Raw genomic sequence first — 19,032 nt, 5'->3', positions numbered from 1 at the left:
GGGAAGGAGTTCATCGCGGGCCAGCCTTCGCGGGCGGGTCGACTCCGCTCGCCGCAACTTCTGGTTCCCGGCGGTACTCCAGCACCCGAAATCCCAAGGGGTTCAGCGACCGTGTCTTGTCGTCCTTGAAGGGCTGCGTATACGCGAACTCGATGGTCGACACCCAGTGGCTGGCCTGCTCCTCGCCGGTGCCGCCGGGACGCGCGTAGCGGCTGAAGCGAACCTGGGCCAGTTTGTCACGGCCACTCTCCAGTTTCAGGAAGGTGACCGAACGGACCTGCGTGCGCACCGTCGTCCCGTCCTTGAAGACGTTGAGCGGCGAGAGCGGGTTGTTCACGTTCCAGAGTGCCGCCCATTCCTGGTTCAGCCGCGGCGAGTTCTCGGCGGCGACCAGGTCATAGTCAGCCTCAGCGGTACCGTAGAAGTAGCGCTCGCGTGCGATGACGTAGGTCGAGAGCAGGTTGCGGGTGACCACCTGCTCGATATCCGTGGTGCCTTCATACGCCGGCACGATATCGACGACGCCGCTGCTGCTGTCGACGCGAATGACGACAGGGACCGGCTGCTTGAGAGGCGTCAGGCCGGCAACTGCACCGACGGCAAGGAGCGCAATGAGCGAAGCGACGCCAGCGACTATCCAAGCGATTTTGGAGGACCGCTCTGCGCGACGCGCGCGGTCCATCTCCCAGCTCTGGGCCTCCAAAAGATAGCGATCAAGGGTTGGTTCGCGATTCATGGAACGCCCCTGCTGAAGAGACTTGGCCCGGTTGTCCGTTGATAGGGCTGAGCGATCCTTCGCATTCAGGTGGCAGCGGTGGACGCGTGCCGCAACCTGGCAGCGAGACACAAACGAACAGGGCGAACAAGGCGAGTAGGGATTTCATGATGCCTTCCCGACGCTTAGCGGCGACGGTTCGGGTTTGGCATGACCTGCTCACGCGGGATCAAGGTGCCGCCACGGCGCGCTCCGCTTGCGCGGTCCCATGTGCTGGCAACGCCGGCACCAACGCGGTTTCCTGCCAGACGGCGGAACGAATCCCATCTACTGCCAGGCTCTCTCTTGAGGCCGTCGATCAACCCCCGACTGAACTCATACGAAGTGCGCCGAGCTCCGCCCATTCCCCAGCGGATGGCCCCGCTCACCGCCCCATAGGTGCTGAGCGCGACACCGCTTGCGAGCCCCGCAGAAATGGGCATTACTTGGCGCATCACCAGAAACACCAAGGTTGACACCATGCAGACGCGCGCGCTTTCTGCAACCGTTATTCCAGTGCCGGACGCGGCGGCACTTGATGCGTAGGCTTTGACCACTGTCAGCAGTAACGCGGAGGTCAACAACGTGAGTATTCCAATCAACGCATAGTTCGCGAGCTGGGCCACCCATGCCTCGAAGAAGCGCTTCGTTGCATCGAAGAACAACATCACGATGAAGAGCGGTCCAATTGCCAAAAGAATCGCGATTGCAACCTTTGACAACGCCAGCATGAATGCGGTGACAACCACTGCCAGGCCGACCAGTAAGTAGACAAGGAAGCCTGCAGCATAGAAGGCGAAGTCACTGTCGAGGATGCTGCCCTTTCTCAAAAGCAGTTCCGCAATCGCAGTGCCTTCAAGCCAAACTTGGTCTATCACGCTTACGACATTTGGAGCCCCAACTACTGCGGCGGCGAGTTGGCCTGGGGCCGTGAAGAACGTATTTGTGATGATCTCGTTGTATGTCCACAACCGGAGGCCTACTCCGAGAATCAGGACGATTGTGATGATGCGTCGAATACCTTCCCAAATCGGTTCCTGTATGCGGCCGGTGATGCTCATGAATCCCCACATCATCACGTAGATGGTGGCTAGCGTCACGGCGGTCGGTTCGATAGCGGCAGCGACTCGGATTGTGTTCAAGCTCACGTAGACCGCAACTTGCGCGTCGATCCACGTGAAAAATTGAGCAAAGAGTCCCACGGCAATCTCCTAACGTTGCGCTAAGGAATTGGGACGGGTTTGAGATTCTTGGTGCTGCCGATGCCTTCGAGCTTTCGACGCTGCATTTCATCGTCGCGTTTCTGTTGAGGCGCAGCAATCGAAGGCTCAGGACTGGATGGCATCGCCGTCGCTGGTTGCTCGACTTGCTGATGCTGGGTGTAGTAAAAAACGGTTCCTCCCGCTGCCACCACGAGGACAGCGAGGCTGAAAGCCCACGCAAGCTTTGTCACGATCGATCCTAGTAGTCCACGGTGCCAAGAGATCGAGCAGAACCAATATCTGAAGTCACCCGCTCGCGTATTCTTTGACGGCGTGCGAGTTCTTCAGATTGGGCGACTTGGTACAGGCTTTGCAACTTCGTCTGCTCGTTGGTCAGCATGGCCTGTTCCGCTTGCATACGTGCCTGGAGGTCCTGGATCGCTTTCGGATCCTGTGCAGTGCCGATCCGGCTGATCAGCTGTTGTAGCGCAGAGAACCGCTGGCTCGTGTTCTGGTAGGCACTCTGCGTCATGCCGCTGAGCATGGCCGAGGCCTGTCGCCCCTGCTCGATTTCGTATCGCATCTGCGGGGTCAGCGCGTCCATCTGGGTGCTCGACAGGATGCCGTTGGCCTTCATGATCGACTGGACCTTGTCCGCCAGTCCCGCATAGTTCACCGACGAGCCGTTGATCGTACCCATCAGTTCGCCGTAGCTGGAGGGCAGGTAATTACGCGCCGCGTCCGAGGTGGGCAGCAGCTGGTCCATCCCCCGGCTGCCTGTCATGGCGTTGTAAGTCTGCTGCAGTTGATCCTTCGACTGCTTCAGCTGTTCGTATTGCCTCTGCATCCCCTGCAGCTGCTGCTCCCAAGCCACGAGCTGCTGCATGAGGTTGCCGATCGCGGCGAAGTCGATCACGGGGATGCCGGCATGGGCATGAGGCGGCGCGAGGAAAGCGGCGGCCGCAATCAGTACGGCAAAGAGTTGTTTACGCATGAGATGTCTCCTTGAGGGAGGGAAGGGAAGGGACGGTGCCTTGCGCGGTCGCGAGTGCCGCCAGAAAATGCGGTAACCACTGATCGGGTTGCGGCCCGTGGATGTCAATCAACTGCTGCATCAAGCGGACGTTACTGGTGCGCCCAGAGATCACATGGAGTGCGTCATCGAACCCCGTGAGGTCGAGCTGTGCGACCACGCTGATATGGTTCTGCTTGATGAGGAACTGCCGTGAGCCTGGCTCGAGCTCCTGCTTGATCAGCGCGAACTCACGGTCTGTCAGATTGAAGCCTTCGGTGTATTCCTTGTAATCCGCCTCCGGGTTCGGAAACAGGATCTTGGTGGGCGTCTGCTCGACGATCGCACGGGCGATGTTGGAGTCAAGGACGTGGCTTGCACTTTGCGTGAAGGTCTCGAGGTTGGCGTTCTTCTTGCGCCAGGTCTCCAGGCCGTTCTTCGCGAACTTCGCAAACGCAGGGTCGTTCAGCAGCTTGGCGAACTCGTCCATCCAGCACACGAGCTTTCTGCCATCCACCATGCGGTTGACCAGATGGAAGAGGTACATCGTGAGCGGCGCGCGCACCATGTCGTTGTCCAGAAAGTCGGTCACGTCGAAACCCACCAGCGAATGACGCGACAGGAGGGGCGCCACCTCGTCGTAGGGGTTGTCGAAGACCCAGGCATAGTCGCCCTGCTCAGAGGCGCACCACTTGCGCAGCCGCGCATGGATTCCTTCCGGATCGGTAATGTCGAGGAACGCGGCGAGACGGGAGAGACGTCGGAAGGGAGGTTCCAGTCGGAGCGTGCCCTTCAGCGCCTGGTCGAGGTCGTCTTCCTGGCGGACCGTGAGGGTGTCCGTAGGGGTACGGAGCACGAGCCGACGCAGCCAATGTCGCATGAATTCGACGTTGTCGGAGACCGTCTCGTCGAGCTGCAGGGGGTTGCAGCCCGTTGGCGCGCCGTTCTTCAGCGGCAGGTACTGGCCGCCGAGTGCTCGCACCAGGATATGCAGGCCCTCGTCCTTGTCGAAAATCACCTGTGTCGCGTCCAGCCGGTTGCAGATCGCGACCATGCAAAAGCCCAAGAAGGTTGTCTTGCCGGTGCCCACCGGTCCGATGCTGGTAAGGTGTCCGACATCCTTGCGGCTGCCGCCATCGGCGCTGCGCGGATCGCTTGCGTGCAGCGAGAAGTAGTACGGCGAGCCAGCGCGCGTCATGAACATTGTCAGTGCATCGCCCCAGTAGTTGCCGGTCGCGCGACCGGTCGGAAAATTGTGGAATGGCGACATTGCCGCAAAGTTGCGGCTGGTGATGGGGGCCTTGCGAGTGCGGAAGGCGAAGTTGCCAGGGAGCTGCGCCCAGAAGGCGGCTTCCAGTGCCAGGTCCTCGCGGGCGACGACCATGCCGGTGTCACTCAGCAAGTACCGGGCCCGCGCGACGTTGTCGTTCAACTGCTTCAGGCGCGGACGGCCCTCTGCTTCGCTGAGGCCGTCATAGGCGTCCGCAAGCACATGCAGGGTGAAGTGGTGGTCGCCGACGACGAACCGGTTGCTCATCAGGTCGTCCAGTGCATCCTTGAGTTCTTCGGCCTGTGAGACGGCCATGTCGCCGGCTGCGGCCATGCGATTGTGCTGGCGGCTCATCATGTCGGTGGCTGCTCCCTTTCCGAGGAACGTGAAGCTTTGCGTCAGCACGAAGGGGAACGGCGCGGTCAGGAGCGAGCCGAACATCCCCGGCGCCGTCGGCGTCGGATACTCCTTGATGCCGAGGAACGCTCCGATGCGGGTCTCAGTGCCCGTCCGGTACTCCATCGCTTCGTTGCCGAAGAACGGGCGGGTTGTGGCCAGCACTTCGTTCAACGGCGACCGTGGCAGCGGCATCCGCTGCCAGTCTCCATTGATGAGCAGCGCCTGAAATTCCAGGAACGAAGAGAACAGGACGGGCGTGCCGGCAAGCCGGTAGATGCCCAGCGGCTCCGGGTCATACCGCTCCAGCGCAGCGAGCAGTTCCTGCCGTTTCTTGGTGCACTCGTCGAGCGAGTCGGTTAGTTCGGTGCGCTCGCCTTCACAATCCGTCTTCTTGAGGATGCGAAGCGCTGCGTTGCCGATGCGCGTCGGCTGGGGCCGGAAGACCAGGGAGAGGTACAACTCGTTGACCATCAGCCGTTCGCCCGCCATCTTGCGGCGGTAGCGCTGCTCGAGGTCGTGCGCAAAGCCGGGAATGGTGCGGCCGGCAGGGTAGCCTGACTCCCTTCGCCTGATGACGTGAGTCCATACGGCGTGATTGGGCGACGCGATGTTGCGCAGGAAGACATTGAGGCGTTTGTGCCAGCTGTTGATGTCCTCGTCGTCCGCGCTCTCGAAGCTCGCGCCTGCGAGGCGAAACGTCTGGACGTAGTCGCCGGCCTTCGTCCTCGCGACATGCTCGTCCACGTGCGCGAGCAGCGGGATCATCGATGCAGCGCTGGCCTCGCGGCGAAGCGTCCGATCCTTGCGCAGGGTGAGTGCCATCAAGACTGCTCCTCAGAGCATGACGCGGTCTGGCACCTGCCGGCGCCGGCCGTTCAAAGCTGGCAGGTCAAGGGCAAGCGGGCTGTACGAGTTCGCGCGCCAATAGCGCACATTGCCTGCCAGGATGGCCGGCAGTCGTGTGCGGCCCCAGAGCTGCAGCAGGTCGAAGAAGCGGGGCTCGTAGAGGCAGACCAGGTACAGCACGCCGTGGATCGGCAGAAACGCTAGCAGCCAGGCCAGGTTCTTGGTCACGATAAACGACTCGGTCGTGATCACGACATTGAACATCATGGCCGAATACGTCACGCCCCAGATCATCGAGGGACGGGTCATGCCGACAAACAGCGTGTCGGCAACGATGCCCTGGTTGCGGTTCATGGCGGCCTCGATCCATGCCTTGCGCGTGGGTACGTCGTCGCTCAGACGCCGAACATCCCGCGAATCCAGGACACGATCTGAGGGCCACCGAAGACCAGCACCGTGCCCAGCACGACACCCACCATCCACCACCAACTGACCCGCCCGAACCACGCCATAACACCGGAAACCATGACTGCCACGGCGGCCAGCGGCGTCAGGATGCTGACCAACTGGCTTTGTGTGGCGTTGGCACCGGTGGCGAATGGACTGCCGGCCAGCGCAACGCCAGGCAGAACCAGAACCAGCAGTGCGAGCCCCTTCCAGAAAGCATGGATGCAGGCCGCTCGAATAGCATCTAAGGCAGAAGCTCCAACCGTGTCACGGTGTGAGTTGCGCCCATCGTCTTGAGGTGACGCACGAGTGTCTCGAGAGTCTTGAAGGTGCGCGGGGCTCTCCAGCCTGTCAGCGTCCAGCGCCCCACCCGCCAGGCAATGATGGCCTCGATGCGATACAGGTTGGGTGCGAACTCCACGATCACCAGTTCGTGAACTGCGCGCTTTTGCAGCAGGCCAATAAAATCCACCTGAGATATTTCGTTCCCCGGCGGCTCCAGTTCCGGGGGGTTCTTGCTGACCCGACGGGTCGTTGCCATGGCTGTCCTTTTTATTGATCGATGGCGCGAGATTCTGAGGGATAGCAAGGACAGCCATGTTGGATCACTCCATGCGATGGGACGGTTCGAAGCGCGCTGATGTGGGGCGGGACGCCTGGGCAGAAGGGCCGCTAACGGCAGCGTCTGCGCGCCCGGACTTGCCATAGACATCCCACCATGGGGCGGCCTTCTCGGTCTTGGGCTGAACAGGTTGGGCCGCCAGGGCCCTGACGCCAGCCGTCGGAGCTCTAGGCTGTGTCGGTGAAGGAGCTGGTTGTGTCGCGGCAATCTCGCGCTTGATCCCAGCGATGTCGCTCAAGACACGGATGCGGTCACTTTCGGCTTCATCCGCTGCAACGATGTCGGATGCTGCAAGGCGCTCGGCTCTGCGCTTCGCAAGCGATTCGACGAGCGCCTCAGACTTCTTGAGTTCATTGCGTAGGATGAGAAGCCGATCGTCTTCGCGCGCGGCCTGTTCGGCCGTGCTGACCTTTGTCGACACGGGCTGGCTCATTGCATCTCCTGGGCAAAAGGCCAGCGCAAGAGCAAGCGAAAATGCGAGGGAAAAACGCGGACAGGACGCGGCGGAAGGCTTTCCCATGCCTTTCAACACAGCAGCGATGCGTTGAACTTCCCGGACTTCCATGGCCGCAATGTTTCATGCAATCGTGGCGTTGTCAAGTGGTAAATTGGCTCGAAGTCATTCTATAGCTAGCTATAGAAGCTTGACTAAACATGCCGAGGGCTGCTATTTTCCGTCTGCGACGCTTGCAGTCGCATGTGTTCTGTAATTGAAATCGCGCCAGAACGCGCAGCCCGTTTCGTATCGTCGGAAATATGTTAGGACGCCGGCACCTTTCGCTCAAGATACCCGAAGTCAGGTACCTCGCAAGTTTTGCAACCGACCGTAAAAATGGGACGGATGACGGGAAGCATCTGCCGCGGCAAAGGAGAGTTCAATGCGTGTTGTGGTCATCAGCAATCAAAAGGGCGGCGTAGGCAAATCGACGCTCGCAGTACTTTTTGCACAGTGGCTTGCCGCCAAACACGCCGCGGCCGTGTGTGTGATCGATCTCGATTCGCAGTGCAATTGCTCGAAGTCACTGGCGCGCTTTGGCGGAGAGTTGGAGGCCGCCGCACTGTTCGCGGTGGAGACGGTTGCTGTTGCAAGGGCTGCGCCTGGCAGCGTCACGTTGCTCAAGGGCAGCAAACGTCTGGCAGACCTCGAATTGGCGCGCGCTGAGGTGGTAGTTCCAGCGTTTCGCCGGCAAGTCGCTGCCTTGGGAGGGACCTATGACTTCGTGATCATCGATACGCCGCCAGCGCTCGGCCTGCGCATGAGCACGGCATTGATCGCCGCCGATGTGGTTGTCTGTCCGATCGAACTGGAGGAGTACAGCATCGACGGCGTCACGGACATGCTCAAGACGATCTTTGGTGTCCAGAAGCGCTACAACCCGCGCTTGACGTTGGCTGGCGTCGTGGCCAACCGGTTCAATCCACATTCATTGCGGCAGAAGGCGGCTCTGCGCGACCTGGTGGCGAACTACGGCGAGTTCGTGCTCCCCGCCAAGATCTCCACCCGCTCCGCCATCCCGGAAGCATTGGCTGCAGGCATGCCGGTCTGGGAACTCAGCAAGACTTCGGCGCGCGAGGCAAGTGAAGAGGTGTTTGAGGTTTTCCGTTTGATCATGCAGCGCATGCACTACGACGCTGCGGTGGAGGAAAGTGCCACATGAATACCATCCAAAGCCTTGATCTCAGCGGCCTGGCGCAGTTCAAGGCGAGCGACTTGTTGCAGATCGAGCCGATAGCCGGCCCCGGAAAGCCGATGCAGGTTGCGATTGCCCTGATCGATTTCGATCCCCGTCAACCGCGGCGCAATGTCGATGAGGCTTCGATTGCAGAATTGGCCTCGTCGATTCTCACGCACGGTGTCCTCGAACCTGTGTCGCTGAGAACAAATCATGACCTCGAGGGCCGCTTCATCGTCAACCGCGGGGAGCGTCGCGTTCGTGCTGCATGCGAGGCGGGATTGACTGAAATGCCAGCGTTCCTGGACGAGCGCATCGATCCGTTCGCGCAAGTCGCGGAAAACCTGCATCGGGAAGACATGTCGCCGTTCGATCTGGCGACATTCATCGCGGAGCGCGAACGGGAAGGGCATTCGCGCGTCGAAATCAGCAGGCGCCTCAACAAATCGCGCTCCTTCATCACGGAGGTGGCAGGCTTGATCGAGGCGCCCCAGGAGATTCGACAGGCGTTCGAAGCCGGACGTCTGGGGGCGGATGTGCGTGTGCTTTATCGGCTGGCCATGACGATGAAGACGCAGCCCGAGCGGGCAACTGCCTTGCTCGCTGGCGCAAGCGTCATTACCCGGGCCAGCCTGGATCCGCCGTCACGGGAAGAGAGTGCGACGGTGAACCCGAACACGTCGTCGAGCACCGTCGGTGTCAAAGCCAGCGGCGCACCCAGTGCGGGACGCACCGTGCTGGTTGTCGAACACGCCGGGCGACGCGGCTCGTTGCGCTTGAAGGCGCACGATCACGACGCCGCAGAAGTGCGTTTCGGCGATGGGTCGCGCGACATGGTCAAGCTGAAAGATTTGCGGCTCGTTTGCTGGGCCACGGAGGAGTAATGAAATGGCCAACATTCAGATCAACCGGCGTCAGTTAAGGCGTGGCGAGTTCGTGGCTCCCCGACGATCGCTCGGACTCCGGATGCTGGGAGTGCTGCTCCTTGTTGTCTGGCAGGCCGTGCGGCTGACCTGCTGTGCGGTGCTGATCCTGCTCGAGCCATTGTTGCGCGCGACGCTGGTGCCTATCGCGTTCCTGAGCTTCATCGTCACGCTGATCTTCGGCTTCCTGATCGGCGACCCGCGGTTTCCGCGATGGGGCATGCTGGCCTTTTCGATAGGCACGCTGATGCTCTACTGGCTGTTCCTCGCCCTGATGAGCGTTTTCATGAACCTCCCGCCAAGCCATGACCGTTGACGAGCCCATTCTTGAACGCGTCCTCAGGGAGCGCCGCTTCGATGAGCGGACCGCGGAGATCGCAAGACGCCTGTTCCTCGGAAATGAACGGCCACAGAAGCTGGCAATGGAGTACTGCTTGCTCGACAAGCGTATCTACGCGATCCGCGCCGAGGTGGTCAAGCACGTGAAGGGATACGCGTTGCCGGCGGGATGGTCGGAGGTCACGCTGAGAGGCCCGGTCGATGCGGTCAAGGCAGCGCACGCGCTTTTCCGCAAGCGCATGCGCGAGCATGAAGAAGCGTCTCGCGACTAGCGCTCGGTCGCTAGCATTTGAGCACGCCTTCCTGTCGTCGCACGGAAGCCGCTACGGCCATGAGAACGGCTGCGTGGGCGCCTTTGTTCTGCGTGAGCGTGATCACGACTGCCGCATCGGATGTGGTGGATGCGGCAAAGTAAGTAGCCTCACAAGGCGCGGCTTGTTGACAGTGCGGCTGGACGATCGATGACCGTTCATATCAGTCGCGTCATCACGCGTTCGTCGTCTCATCGTCGCCAAGTGCGACGGCACGGTCGGCCAGCACGATGAGGAGTAGGTCGCCGTGAAGTCGCGTTCGGAGATCAGACGCTGAGGCTTCGCGAGGAGCGTGAGTTGGCATCTTCCGCCGGCTGCGGCGCCCACAATCTTCTGGGCAAGGACTCAGATGACGTCGGCCGGTGCAGCGACGACCCGGTCGTACTTCCTCATCGCCTCCGGTTCGATCCCGAGCCAGCGCGCGACTTGCACAGCGTCTGTACCGCGGCGCAGCTGGCGAATGGCGAAGGTGTGCCTCAGGCGGAAGGATCCGCCCTCGCTGCTGTCCAGGCCGGCGTCCTCGAGCACCTGGCGCGCGCACTGGTAGTGCGACAGCTTGCTCCAGGGCTTGCCCGTGCGCGTCGACGGGAAAAGGAACTCACCGGGGATGCCTGCCTCCGCACGAACCTGCAACCAGTGCTGAAGCAGTTCGCCGGCCCACGGCGCGATCGGTGTCTCGCGCGGAAGCGAGCTGCCATTGCCCGGAACCGACACTTTCCAGGGCCGCTCGCGCACGCGGCCGCCATGCGATGTCGGCGATTGCAGCGTCAAGACCCGCACGTCGCCTGGCGTCAGTCCGCCGCCCAGTTGCAGTGCCACCGCGGTGCGATTGCGCAGTTCCTGCCAGGTGAACGAGGAGTGGCTGTTGCGTCGGGCCTCCGACAGGCCCGGTCGTGGCCGTGCGGCCGAGAGGTAGGCGATCAGGTGCCTGGCCTCGACACTGGACAGGTACTCCGGAAGCGGATCGGCGCTTGCCGCATCGGCAAAGCGAACTTCGGGGTGCGAAGCGATCCAGTCGGCCGCCGCTGTGTTCGGCTGTTGATTCATCTCTGCCGCATGGTGGCCAAGCACCCGGTCGATCAGTCGCATCAATCGCAGTGCATGTCGAGGGGTCAGGGACAGGTCCGAGTTCTTGGTACCGAACCGGGCTGCATGGAATGCCTCGAGATCGCGCGGGTCCAGCGACGCGAGCGTCACAGTGGGTTGCTGGCCGAGACACCAGGCGGTGAACGCGGCCCACATTTCCCCGTAGACGGCGATCGAGGACGCTTGGCGCAATGTCCCGGCGGCGCGCTGGTCGGCCAGCCAGCGCTCGAAAGCAGCGGTATGGATTTCCGCCGGAGTGTCGGAGAACAGGGCGAGGGTAGACATAAGAACATACTAACGGAATGCAGCATTATGTTGCTGTACTGTACTTTGCCGATGAAAGACTTCTGTTCCCCGTTAGTTTATTTGTGACGAGGCTTTCTAACAGCCGCAGGCAACTCAACACTTTCGACCCCCACCTCCACGGCGCGTGGCGTAGCCTCGCGATGAGCAATGCCAGTCCCAGGAACGGAACATCTTCACCAGGCGGCCCTTGACGCAACAGAAGTACTCTTCTGCGCCACCGGCGGCGCTTCTTTCTGCATTCCGATCCCTGGAACGACACCGCCGGTCTATGTGGCCGCGGGCGAGCGCGACACAATCAGACTGATACAGCCGGACTGCGCGAACGAGACCATCGCTGATTCAACTCCCAGGTCATCTCCATGCGGAGCGCAATGCGGCGTTCGATAGAGAGGGGCAGCGAGTCCGATGCGAGTCGACAAAGGGGGATTCAGCCTGTCATGCGCATATCGCCGGCGCTCAGCCCCAGAACTTCCACCACGGGCGCCTGGCCGATCGGAGATGCAGCGGCCGCGTGTCCAGGCGGTCAAGCACGATAGCCGCCGCACCGAAGCGAGACTGCGCCGCCTCATCGGCGGCGCTGATGGGGGCTACTTCCCGGGCATCAGAACGCTCGCCATCTAGCGGCAACGGGGTTGGTCTCAGGGCCCCCTCTTCGGACAGAGGGTCAGGATCGGTCATGGCGTCATTTTCGTGCCTTTGGGCGGCCTGAGGATCCTCTCCCGCGCCGGATTGATGCCGCCGCCTTGCGGCATCCGTCCTGTCGGCGGGTCCGCGTGCTCCGTTGAGCTGCACCAACTTGCTTGGCCGGCGTCCACTATCCTGTTCGCCGTTGCAGCGTCGAAGCGCCTCGTGCAGTTCCGCCCATTACTTGAACGGAAAGCGGACGAACTTCGCTCCCTTGGACGGCGGGCGGCCCGACTCCTCTTTGCAGTTACTCAGTCCCCGAACATCTTTTGCTTCAGTTCGCGGCGCTGTTGCGCTTCGAGGGACAAGGTCGCCGTTGGCCGCGCCAGCAGGCGACCGACGCCTATCGGCTCACCGGTTTCGTCGCAGTAGCCGTAGTCGCCGGCGTCGATGCGCTGGATCGACTGCCCGATCTTCTTCAACAGCTTGCGCTCGCGGTCGCGCGTGCGCAATACGAGGGCGTGCTCTTCCTCGATGGTGGCGCGGTCGGCTGGGTCGGGCACGACCACCGCGTCGTCGCGCAGGTGGTCGGTGGTCTGGGTGGCATTTTCCAGGATGCCCTGCTTGAGGCTCACCAGCTTGAGCCGAAAGAACGCCATCTGCTTCTCGTTCATGTACTCGCTGTCGGGCATGGCGATGACTTCGGCGTCGCTCAATTGCTCGGGCGACTTTGTCTTCCAGTTGTTGGCGAGCTTCGGGTCTTTCTTGACCGTGACGTGCGGCGGTGGCACCAGCGCGCTCGACACGACCTGGCTGAAGCTGGACTTGGCGGCGGTAGAAGCCACCGACTGCGCCATCGAAGGCACCGTCCGTTGGGAAAGGCGCGAAACGCGGGGCACGCGAGCGGGTGGATCGGGGACGACGGGGCTCCCCGGAGCGGGTGTGGGGGCGGCAGCCGTTTCTTCATGGGCGTCTTGATAGGAGCAAAAGGGTCGCACAACCAAGTCCCGCCGCGGCCGTGCCGAGATGTCAGGAAAGAAGCGGCGAGGCAAGACGACTGACAGTGGCGAAGTCCAGAACGACACCATCGTAAACCTCATGGCAGTTGATGGTTGACCTTTGATGTTTGGACGAACTCACTCTCCCGCCTGGCTTCGAGGAGCTCGAGCCATATAGCCAACGATTCGAGCTTCAGTCTGCGCGGTGGTCCGGTACACGCCGCGCTGCTTCGTGCGCAACAGAACGCCGGAAGCGAGCCAGGCCTGAATCATGTGTCGCGCGACGCCGCGCGAAATCAACTCACCGGCCGTGACGGCCCTGCCTTGCGCACGGCGCGGCGCTACCGCTATTCTGTTTTTCGCCGACACCGGCGGCGCGGGCGGATCGACGACTTGGGGCTTCCGTGAGCGCTTGCGCGACGGCGCTCCGGCGGGCAGCGGTAGCGCCGTTGGCGCGGCGGATGCATCGTCGAGATCGATGCCGAACAGGGCCGACAGATCGGCGCTGTCCAACACACCTTGCGCGTCGGGCGGCGTCATCATCGGAATGTCGGCGGCTTGCCGAATCAGTTCCGTCGGCTCCACATGGCGCAGCCGGAACAGCAGTTCCGGCTCATCGTCCAGCCGTGCACCGATGCCGTACAGCGTTGCCGCGACATGCTTGCACATGGATGCCGCATCCGGGCAATTGCAGCGCAAGCTGATTTGCGTCGGCTGCGGGAATAGCCCCTCGCCACGGCGCGTCACCGTTTCCATCACCGCTTGGGACAGGCGACCCTGCAGCAACTCGATCACGCTCGCAACCTTGCCTGAGCATTCCTTCATGATCGCGTCCCACGCCTTCGCCTCCAGCGGGTGCACAGTGATCTCGACGCTGTAGAGTTCGGATCCGCACACGAGCGCGTGCACCTTGCCGGGCTCAATGCGCAGGTCGATCACCGAGCCGTTGCGCGCATACGTTCGCCCGCGCGGCAGCCTGTTTGCAAAGTCGCTGTAGGACTCCAGGTTGTCGCACCACGCCTTGCCCCAGAAGCTCTTGGCGATGGCGCGGCCTTGGATCGTGACCGGTTGACAAACCTGCCCCTTCTTCGCGAGCGCCGCGGCCTTTTGCTTCGCTTTGTGCTGCCGCTGTGCCACCGGAACGTAGGGCGCCCAACTGCCGTAGTCGTTTCGTGCCATGTGTTTTCTCGGCTCCCAGGTCTTAGTCCTTGCCCACTTGGCCCGTGTGGCCCGCCTTGGGCTCGATCATCGCACTACCGATATCCAGCGCCACCATGCGCAGCAACTCGTCGTTGCTCATTTCTGTCAACAGTGCCTCGCCGCCGCCCTCGATGATCTGGTTCGACAAACCGAGTTTTGCTTCAACAAGGGCGTCGATCTTCTCCTCCACGGTGCCGCGACAGACGAACTTGTGAACCAGCACATTCCTCTTCTGCCCGATTCGATAGGCACGGTCGCTCGCCTGATTTTCAACGGCCGGATTCCACCAGCGATCGAAATGCACGACGTGCGACGCGGCGGTCAAGTTCAGGCCCGTGCCCCCCGCCTTGAGGGACAGGACAAAGAATGGCGGCCCCTGCTCGCGTTGAAACGCTTCAACCAGGGCCGCGCGTGCCTTCACCGCGGTTCCGCCGTGAAGCACCAGGCCTGGTCGCCCGAAAACGCCATGCAGAAACTGCGCCAGCGGCGCGGTCATTTCCTGGAACTGCGTGAAGACCAGCACCTTCTCCTGGCGCGCAGCGATCGCCTCGGTCAATTCGCGCAGACGTGCAAACTTGCCGCTGTCATGCGGCCCGTACGCGCCGTCGCCCAGCCATTGTGAAGGGTGGTTGCAAATCTGCTTGAAGCGCATCAGAAAGGCCAGGACCACGCCACGGCGCTCTATGCCCTCCAGGGTCTCGATCTGCGTGGCCAGCGCTTCGACCGATTGCTGGTACAGGCTCGCCTGGACCCTGCTGAGTGCGCAGTAGGCCTTGACCTCGGTCTTGTCGGGCAGGTCGGCAATGACGCGCTTGTCGCTCTTGAGGCGCCGCAGGATGTAGGGCTGCACCAGGCGGCGCAGCGACGCGTAGTCCGCGTGCTCGCTGTCCGCCAGGCGGCGTACGAAACGGTTGAATGTCGCTGCCGACCCCAGCAATCCGGGGCAGATGAAATCGAAAAGCGACCAGAGGTCGCCGAGCCGGTTTTCCACCGGCGTGCCCGTCATCGCGAAACGCACCCGGCTGTTGAGGGTTTTGATCTTGCGCGTCTGCTGTGCGCCGGGGTTCTTGATGGCCTGCGCTTCATCCAGCACGACCAGGGACCACTGCACTTCGGCCATCCAGGGGAGGCGCGCGACAGTGCCGTAGCTCGTCACGACGATGTCAACGCCCGCGAGTCGATGCCGAGATAGCGCGGCCAGTTCCTTGGCCGGGATCACTGAAGGGTGCGCGACCAGCAGTCGCAAGTGGGGTGCGAAGCGTGCCGCCTCCGCCTGCCAGTTGGCGATGAGCGAAGCGGGCACGATCAGAAGATGCGGCCCCGGATCGCGCTCGCGCTTGGCCAGCGAGAAGAGGCCCAGCACCTGAACCGTCTTGCCCAGTCCCATGTCGTCGGCCAGACAGCCACCCAGCCCCAGGCGGTTGAGCCACCACAACCATTGGACCCCCTTGCGCTGGTAGGGCCGCAGTTGCGCCAGAAGCTCGGGTTGCGCATCGGCCCCCTCCTCAGGTTCGCGAAGTTGTGCGAGCGCATCGTGCAACCAGTCGCCCGCCGCCACGATGGACCACTCGGCAGTCGATTCCGCCAGCGCCGCCGGGGCCTCGCCGTCAATGGCGGCGCCCGACAGCAGTCGCATCCCCTGGAGAAAGGAAATCCCGTCGGCAGCGGCCGAGCGCTGCACCGTCTTCCAGTGGGCCAGCACGGCGTCGAGCTTTTCGCGGTCGACCTCGACCCAGCGTCCCTTGAGTCGCACCAGACCGTCGCCGGCCGAGTACATGCTTCTCCGCTCCTCGTCGGAAAGCGCTTCGCCGTCGAGCGTGAGCTCGGCCTTGAAGTCGAGCATCGTGGCCAGCCCGATGCCCGAGGCTTGCTGACCCAGCGTCACCCGCACTTGCGGGCGTGGCGGGTGGCGCGGCTTCCACCAGTCCGGTATGCGCACAATCAGGCCGTTGGCCTCGAACAGCGGCACGTTGCGCAGGAACTGGTGCGCCTCGGGTGGCGACCAGGCCAACGGATGGAACACCTTTCCTGAATCGACCAGCGATTTCAGCCACGGGCTCTGCTCGGCGGCCTTGTGCACCGGCAGCAGCAGTTTCAACAGCCCGGCGCGATCCTGGGCCTGCGAATAGCTCTGCAGCGCTCGCCCCAATGGCACGTGCTGGACGCGAGCTTCCTTTGACACATGGCTCGCGCAGGTGGCAAGAAAGGCGAACGGTGCCAGTTCGTTGCCCTTGTTCTCCGCCAGATGAAAACAGACCCGGCCAACCAGGTTCCAACTGGGATGTTTGCTTCGCAGCCACGAATCTATCGCGCCACCGCTGGCCGCGATTTCCTCGCGCACTGCCGAGTGCATGTCCGCCCACCATGCATCGAGCGCCGTTCCGTCGAGGTATTCCGCACCCGTCATCGGTGGCGCTGCGGCTGCCAGTTGCTCCAGCTCTGCGCGGGGGGCGGGCAACTCGACGTTCGCCCAGTCCTCGGCCAGCGTGACAAGGGCGGTCAGCCGCACCATGAACAGATGCGCGAACTCGCGCCCGAAGGCCAGCGAGGGGGGCAGGGCGGCGCCCAGTTCTACCGCGCCCAGCTGCAGCAATCCATGCGCGCTGCCGCGCTCGTAGGCCTTGCGAATCCGCGTTGCCGCATGCGACACCGCAGCGTCGCTCGCATCGTGCACGATCTCGAGGTAGCCCCGGCCGGCCGGCGAAATGGCAAGGGCAAGATCCAAGCCCATGTGATCGCCCTGAGGGACCGACTCAGCGCCATCGTAATCAGCCATGAAGGAGGATTTTCGCTAGAGAGTGGAGTGGCCGGAAATGGTACGCGCCAGTCACCTCAAGCAAGCCGGCCGCGGCACCGAAGCGGATGCGCGTCGCGTCGTTCGCGGCGTTGACGCGCGCGTCTGCCCGTGCATCAAGACGCTCGCCGTGCAGAGATGCGGGACTGTCTTGAAAATATCTCCCCGCAAAGGGGGCGCCTGCGAGAGTGGTCAGCAACTGCATCGACCTCACCACGCGCCCGCGAGATTGACCGTTGTGGCGTCTTGCCGATGCCCCTGCGGGAGCGCTGCTTCTGACCGGTCGACACCCGCGTTGGCGGGTCGCGTCAAGGGCCTCGCTGAGGATTGTCACGGAGCCGATCCAGGTCGCGAACGACTATGCGGAAGCGTTGACGGCGTCCTTCAGTGCCTTGCCTGCTGTGAACTTCGGCGACTTGCTCGCCTTGATCGTCATCTGTTCACCCGTCGACGGATTGCGGCCAGCACGCTCGGGGCGGCTCGCCACCGTGAAGTTGCCAAATCCGATCACTTGCACAGTCTCCCCACGCGCCAGGGCCTTGGTCAAGTTTTCGAGCACTGATTCCAGAACGCGGGCCGCCTCGGCCTTGCTGAGATCCACGTCGGCTGCGATCGCGGCGATAAGTTCGGTCTTGTTCAAACTGAGATTCCTCGTGAAAGTTGAAGGGAAAGGATAGCTCCGGTAAGTCAGGCGATTTGCGTCGCAGTCTGCGCGCGATTCGGAAGGGTCGCCAGTGCACGGTTGGCAGACTCTGCCTCACGACATCGCGGCGCGAATCGCCTGGTCCAAATCGCGCGAGAAGCGACATGGCGATCGCGGACAATTCGCAGATGGAGTTACCGCTTTGATCGTTGCAGAGGACATCCTTCGTGCCACCTGGTCGCCCGAGTACTAGGCCATCCGGACGCACTACGCCGATAGGGTCGCGAAAGGCTCAGGGGTCGCGCTCCTGCAGCGCATCGACGAGGGGCTGATGATCCTGAGCGAACTCGACGCCACGGAGGCTGCGATGCGTGCATTCTGCCTGCACCCACTGTTCCAAGCGGACGAGGACCTGATTCACCACGGCCAGGATTTCATGAACAGCGTCGACGCGGACCCGTTCGTGATCCTGCTGGTCATGGAATTCCGCAGCAGGGCCAATGCCTGGCCAACCAGCAGGGCGCAACGCTCGCATGAAGGCCTTCGCATGGAGTCCAATGGCTATCCTTCCGCCGGCCCTATCGAAGCCGTGAAGCACATGCTCATCGCGGACAAGGTGCAGCACCGCAAAGACTTCATTCGTCATCACAGGGGCAAGCATCCCTGCAGCGACGCACTGGACCTGCACTTCGACCAATGGTTTGGCGCCCTGGGCGTGGACCTGACCGAGTACGAAGAACTCTGCGCGGCCATCGACATCTCCAGAATCCGAAGGTGACGGCCTGATCAACAACGCGCAATGGTAGCGAACGGTGTGCTGCGCAACGGAGGCAGCGGCATGTTGCGAGGGCGTATGAGGGTAGACCGCAGGTCGATCAATAGGTCGCGCGCCGGGGCAACGCTAGGCGTCGTGGGAGTCGTCGTCTTGAGGACCGCAGAGCTCCAACAGCCTGCCAAGCGAGTGGTAAAGGACGCGACGATGTTCCGGTGCCAACTCCAGGAGCATTTCAGCTTGCCGACGACGAGCGATCGGCATCACCTGGTCGTAAAGGTCGGCGCCCTTCGGTGAAATCGTGCAGGTAACTTTCTTTTGAGATCCGGCCCCTTCGCTGACCGTCGTCAAGAAGCCCTTGCCTTGCATGCTGCGAAGCATCCGGACCAAGGAGCCCTTGTCGGTTGAAGCGGAAAGAGCGAGTTGGGAAAAGTCCATACGCCGCGCATGGGCCAGCACCGACAAGATTCGCCACTCCGCCGGCGACATGCCGAACTGCTTTGCGTAGCTCAGCGTAATGCGCTTGCGCAATGCATTCCCGGTATTGATGACCTGGGTCGTAAGGAAGTCAGTAACGGAGAGCCCTTTTCCATCGGCATCCAGGTCGTCCCATGGGGATTTTTTCGGATTGCAGGGGTGAGTCGATTTAGATTTTGACGAGGCACTCATAGCAGAGAGATATTCTTTCACAGTCAACATGCCTCTTGCTCCCGACCAAAGGCAGCACGTGGCGTAGCACCGGTGCAAGCAGCATCGCTCACCGGGAGGCGCGATGGTCCCGTACTCCCGCGCTGCAATAAACGTAGCCGCA

General features: G+C 62.3%; 20 protein-coding genes. 5 read left to right on the top strand and 15 right to left on the bottom strand.

What is annotated here, in order from left to right; translation table 11 throughout:
• Positions 1–10: 10 nt before the first annotated feature.
• The 9 genes from HB681_RS20865 to HB681_RS20825 all read right to left on the bottom strand — a co-directional run bounded on the left by HB681_RS20865 (position 11) and on the right by HB681_RS20825 (position 7,117).
• Positions 11–736, bottom strand: coding sequence for a VirB8/TrbF family protein (locus tag HB681_RS20865; protein WP_213956778.1), 726 nt, complete (start codon positions 734–736; stop codon positions 11–13).
• Between the two features lie 164 nt (positions 737–900).
• Positions 901–1,956, bottom strand: a complete 1,056-nt coding sequence (locus tag HB681_RS20860; RefSeq protein ID WP_213956777.1) for a type IV secretion system protein — start codon at positions 1,954–1,956, stop codon at positions 901–903.
• A gap of 20 nt (positions 1,957–1,976) precedes the next feature.
• Positions 1,977–2,207, bottom strand: coding sequence for a hypothetical protein (locus HB681_RS20855; protein ID WP_213956776.1), 231 nt, complete (start codon positions 2,205–2,207; stop codon positions 1,977–1,979).
• 8 nt (positions 2,208–2,215) lie between these two features.
• Complete coding sequence (locus tag HB681_RS20850) at positions 2,216–2,950, bottom strand: type IV secretion system protein (protein WP_213956775.1); 735 nt, start codon at positions 2,948–2,950, stop codon at positions 2,216–2,218.
• Positions 2,943–5,459: a VirB4 family type IV secretion/conjugal transfer ATPase gene (locus HB681_RS20845; RefSeq protein WP_213956774.1), complete on the bottom strand. Its 2,517-nt coding sequence runs from the start codon at positions 5,457–5,459 to the stop codon at positions 2,943–2,945. Before HB681_RS20845 ends, HB681_RS20850 begins: the two co-directional genes overlap by 8 nt.
• Before the next feature lie 12 nt (positions 5,460–5,471).
• Entirely contained in the window at positions 5,472–5,837 is a 366-nt protein-coding gene (locus HB681_RS20840) for a type IV secretion system protein VirB3 (RefSeq protein ID WP_213956773.1), read from the bottom strand.
• Positions 5,838–5,878: 41 nt separating this feature from the next.
• Entirely contained in the window at positions 5,879–6,124 is a 246-nt protein-coding gene (locus HB681_RS20835) for a TrbC/VirB2 family protein (protein ID WP_256354515.1), read from the bottom strand.
• 50 nt (positions 6,125–6,174) lie between these two features.
• Positions 6,175–6,471: a hypothetical protein gene (locus HB681_RS20830; RefSeq protein ID WP_213956815.1), complete on the bottom strand. Its 297-nt coding sequence runs from the start codon at positions 6,469–6,471 to the stop codon at positions 6,175–6,177.
• 64 nt (positions 6,472–6,535) lie between these two features.
• Entirely contained in the window at positions 6,536–7,117 is a 582-nt protein-coding gene (locus tag HB681_RS20825; RefSeq protein ID WP_213956772.1) for a hypothetical protein, read from the bottom strand.
• A gap of 313 nt (positions 7,118–7,430) precedes the next feature.
• Here HB681_RS20825 and HB681_RS20820 point away from each other — a divergent pair, with 313 nt between their 5' ends.
• From HB681_RS20820 to HB681_RS20805, 4 genes are read left to right on the top strand one after another with little or no spacing between them, the layout of a single operon-like run.
• Positions 7,431–8,210 (top strand): ParA family protein, encoded by a 780-nt coding sequence (locus HB681_RS20820; RefSeq protein ID WP_213956771.1) that lies wholly within the window; start codon positions 7,431–7,433, stop codon positions 8,208–8,210.
• On the top strand, positions 8,207–9,109 hold the full coding sequence (locus HB681_RS20815; protein ID WP_213956770.1) for a ParB/RepB/Spo0J family partition protein: 903 nt from the start codon (positions 8,207–8,209) through the stop codon (positions 9,107–9,109). The genes HB681_RS20820 and HB681_RS20815 overlap by 4 nt, the downstream gene beginning before the upstream one ends.
• 4 nt (positions 9,110–9,113) lie before the next feature.
• Positions 9,114–9,464, top strand: a complete 351-nt coding sequence (locus HB681_RS20810) for a hypothetical protein (protein ID WP_213956769.1) — start codon at positions 9,114–9,116, stop codon at positions 9,462–9,464.
• Positions 9,454–9,759: a hypothetical protein gene (locus HB681_RS20805; RefSeq protein ID WP_213956768.1), complete on the top strand. Its 306-nt coding sequence runs from the start codon at positions 9,454–9,456 to the stop codon at positions 9,757–9,759. Before HB681_RS20810 ends, HB681_RS20805 begins: the two co-directional genes overlap by 11 nt.
• A 384-nt stretch (positions 9,760–10,143) precedes the next feature.
• Here HB681_RS20805 and HB681_RS20800 read toward each other — a convergent pair whose 3' ends face one another.
• The 5 genes from HB681_RS20800 to HB681_RS20780 form a co-directional block, all read right to left on the bottom strand.
• Entirely contained in the window at positions 10,144–11,169 is a 1,026-nt protein-coding gene (locus HB681_RS20800; RefSeq protein ID WP_213956767.1) for a tyrosine-type recombinase/integrase, read from the bottom strand.
• A gap of 956 nt (positions 11,170–12,125) precedes the next feature.
• Positions 12,126–12,902 carry an RNA polymerase-binding protein DksA gene (gene dksA, locus HB681_RS20795; protein WP_256354514.1) on the bottom strand — a complete coding sequence of 259 codons (777 nt, stop codon included), beginning with the start codon at positions 12,900–12,902 and terminating at the stop codon, positions 12,126–12,128.
• A gap of 48 nt (positions 12,903–12,950) precedes the next feature.
• Positions 12,951–13,991: a hypothetical protein gene (locus HB681_RS20790; protein WP_213956765.1), complete on the bottom strand. Its 1,041-nt coding sequence runs from the start codon at positions 13,989–13,991 to the stop codon at positions 12,951–12,953.
• A gap of 22 nt (positions 13,992–14,013) precedes the next feature.
• On the bottom strand, positions 14,014–16,605 hold the full coding sequence (locus HB681_RS20785; protein WP_256354503.1) for a DEAD/DEAH box helicase: 2,592 nt from the start codon (positions 16,603–16,605) through the stop codon (positions 14,014–14,016).
• Positions 16,606–17,164: 559 nt separating this feature from the next.
• Positions 17,165–17,446: an HU family DNA-binding protein gene (locus HB681_RS20780; protein WP_213956763.1), complete on the bottom strand. Its 282-nt coding sequence runs from the start codon at positions 17,444–17,446 to the stop codon at positions 17,165–17,167.
• A gap of 334 nt (positions 17,447–17,780) precedes the next feature.
• Between HB681_RS20780 and HB681_RS20775 the strand changes: the two genes are divergently transcribed.
• Positions 17,781–18,227: a hypothetical protein gene (locus HB681_RS20775; RefSeq protein ID WP_213956762.1), complete on the top strand. Its 447-nt coding sequence runs from the start codon at positions 17,781–17,783 to the stop codon at positions 18,225–18,227.
• Positions 18,228–18,350: 123 nt separating this feature from the next.
• On the opposite strand, the gene HB681_RS20770 is transcribed toward HB681_RS20775, so the two are convergent.
• A complete protein-coding gene (locus tag HB681_RS20770) occupies positions 18,351–18,920 on the bottom strand; it encodes a MarR family winged helix-turn-helix transcriptional regulator (RefSeq protein WP_213956761.1) in 570 nt (189 codons plus the stop codon).
• Positions 18,921–19,032 lie beyond the last annotated feature (112 nt).

The organism is Variovorax sp. dw_954 (assembly GCF_018449755.1).
Classification (GTDB): Bacteria; Pseudomonadota; Gammaproteobacteria; order Burkholderiales; family Burkholderiaceae_C; genus Variovorax.
Note: the sequence above shows the minus strand (reverse complement) of the source record. Positions and strands in the feature narration are given on the sequence as shown.

Bases quoted from the DNA above. Each gene is read 5' to 3' on its own strand.
- HB681_RS20840 (WP_213956773.1), bottom strand. From the start codon at position 5,837: ATGAACCGCAACCAGGGCATCGTTGCCGACACGCTGTTTGTCGGCATG.
- HB681_RS20775 (WP_213956762.1), top strand. From the start codon at position 17,781: ATGATCCTGAGCGAACTCGACGCCACGGAGGCTGCGATGCGTGCATTC.
- HB681_RS20790 (WP_213956765.1), bottom strand. From the start codon at position 13,991: ATGGCACGAAACGACTACGGCAGTTGGGCGCCCTACGTTCCGGTGGCA.
- HB681_RS20770 (WP_213956761.1), bottom strand. From the start codon at position 18,920: ATGTTGACTGTGAAAGAATATCTCTCTGCTATGAGTGCCTCGTCAAAA.
- dksA (WP_256354514.1), bottom strand. From the start codon at position 12,902: ATGGTGTCGTTCTGGACTTCGCCACTGTCAGTCGTCTTGCCTCGCCGC.
- HB681_RS20810 (WP_213956769.1), top strand. From the start codon at position 9,114: ATGGCCAACATTCAGATCAACCGGCGTCAGTTAAGGCGTGGCGAGTTC.
- HB681_RS20850 (WP_213956775.1), bottom strand. From the start codon at position 2,950: ATGCGTAAACAACTCTTTGCCGTACTGATTGCGGCCGCCGCTTTCCTC.
- HB681_RS20845 (WP_213956774.1), bottom strand. From the start codon at position 5,459: ATGGCACTCACCCTGCGCAAGGATCGGACGCTTCGCCGCGAGGCCAGC.
- HB681_RS20805 (WP_213956768.1), top strand. From the start codon at position 9,454: ATGACCGTTGACGAGCCCATTCTTGAACGCGTCCTCAGGGAGCGCCGC.
- HB681_RS20830 (WP_213956815.1), bottom strand. From the start codon at position 6,471: ATGGCAACGACCCGTCGGGTCAGCAAGAACCCCCCGGAACTGGAGCCG.
- HB681_RS20825 (WP_213956772.1), bottom strand. From the start codon at position 7,117: ATGGAAGTCCGGGAAGTTCAACGCATCGCTGCTGTGTTGAAAGGCATG.
- HB681_RS20815 (WP_213956770.1), top strand. From the start codon at position 8,207: ATGAATACCATCCAAAGCCTTGATCTCAGCGGCCTGGCGCAGTTCAAG.
- HB681_RS20800 (WP_213956767.1), bottom strand. From the start codon at position 11,169: ATGTCTACCCTCGCCCTGTTCTCCGACACTCCGGCGGAAATCCATACC.
- HB681_RS20820 (WP_213956771.1), top strand. From the start codon at position 7,431: ATGCGTGTTGTGGTCATCAGCAATCAAAAGGGCGGCGTAGGCAAATCG.
- HB681_RS20865 (WP_213956778.1), bottom strand. From the start codon at position 736: ATGAATCGCGAACCAACCCTTGATCGCTATCTTTTGGAGGCCCAGAGC.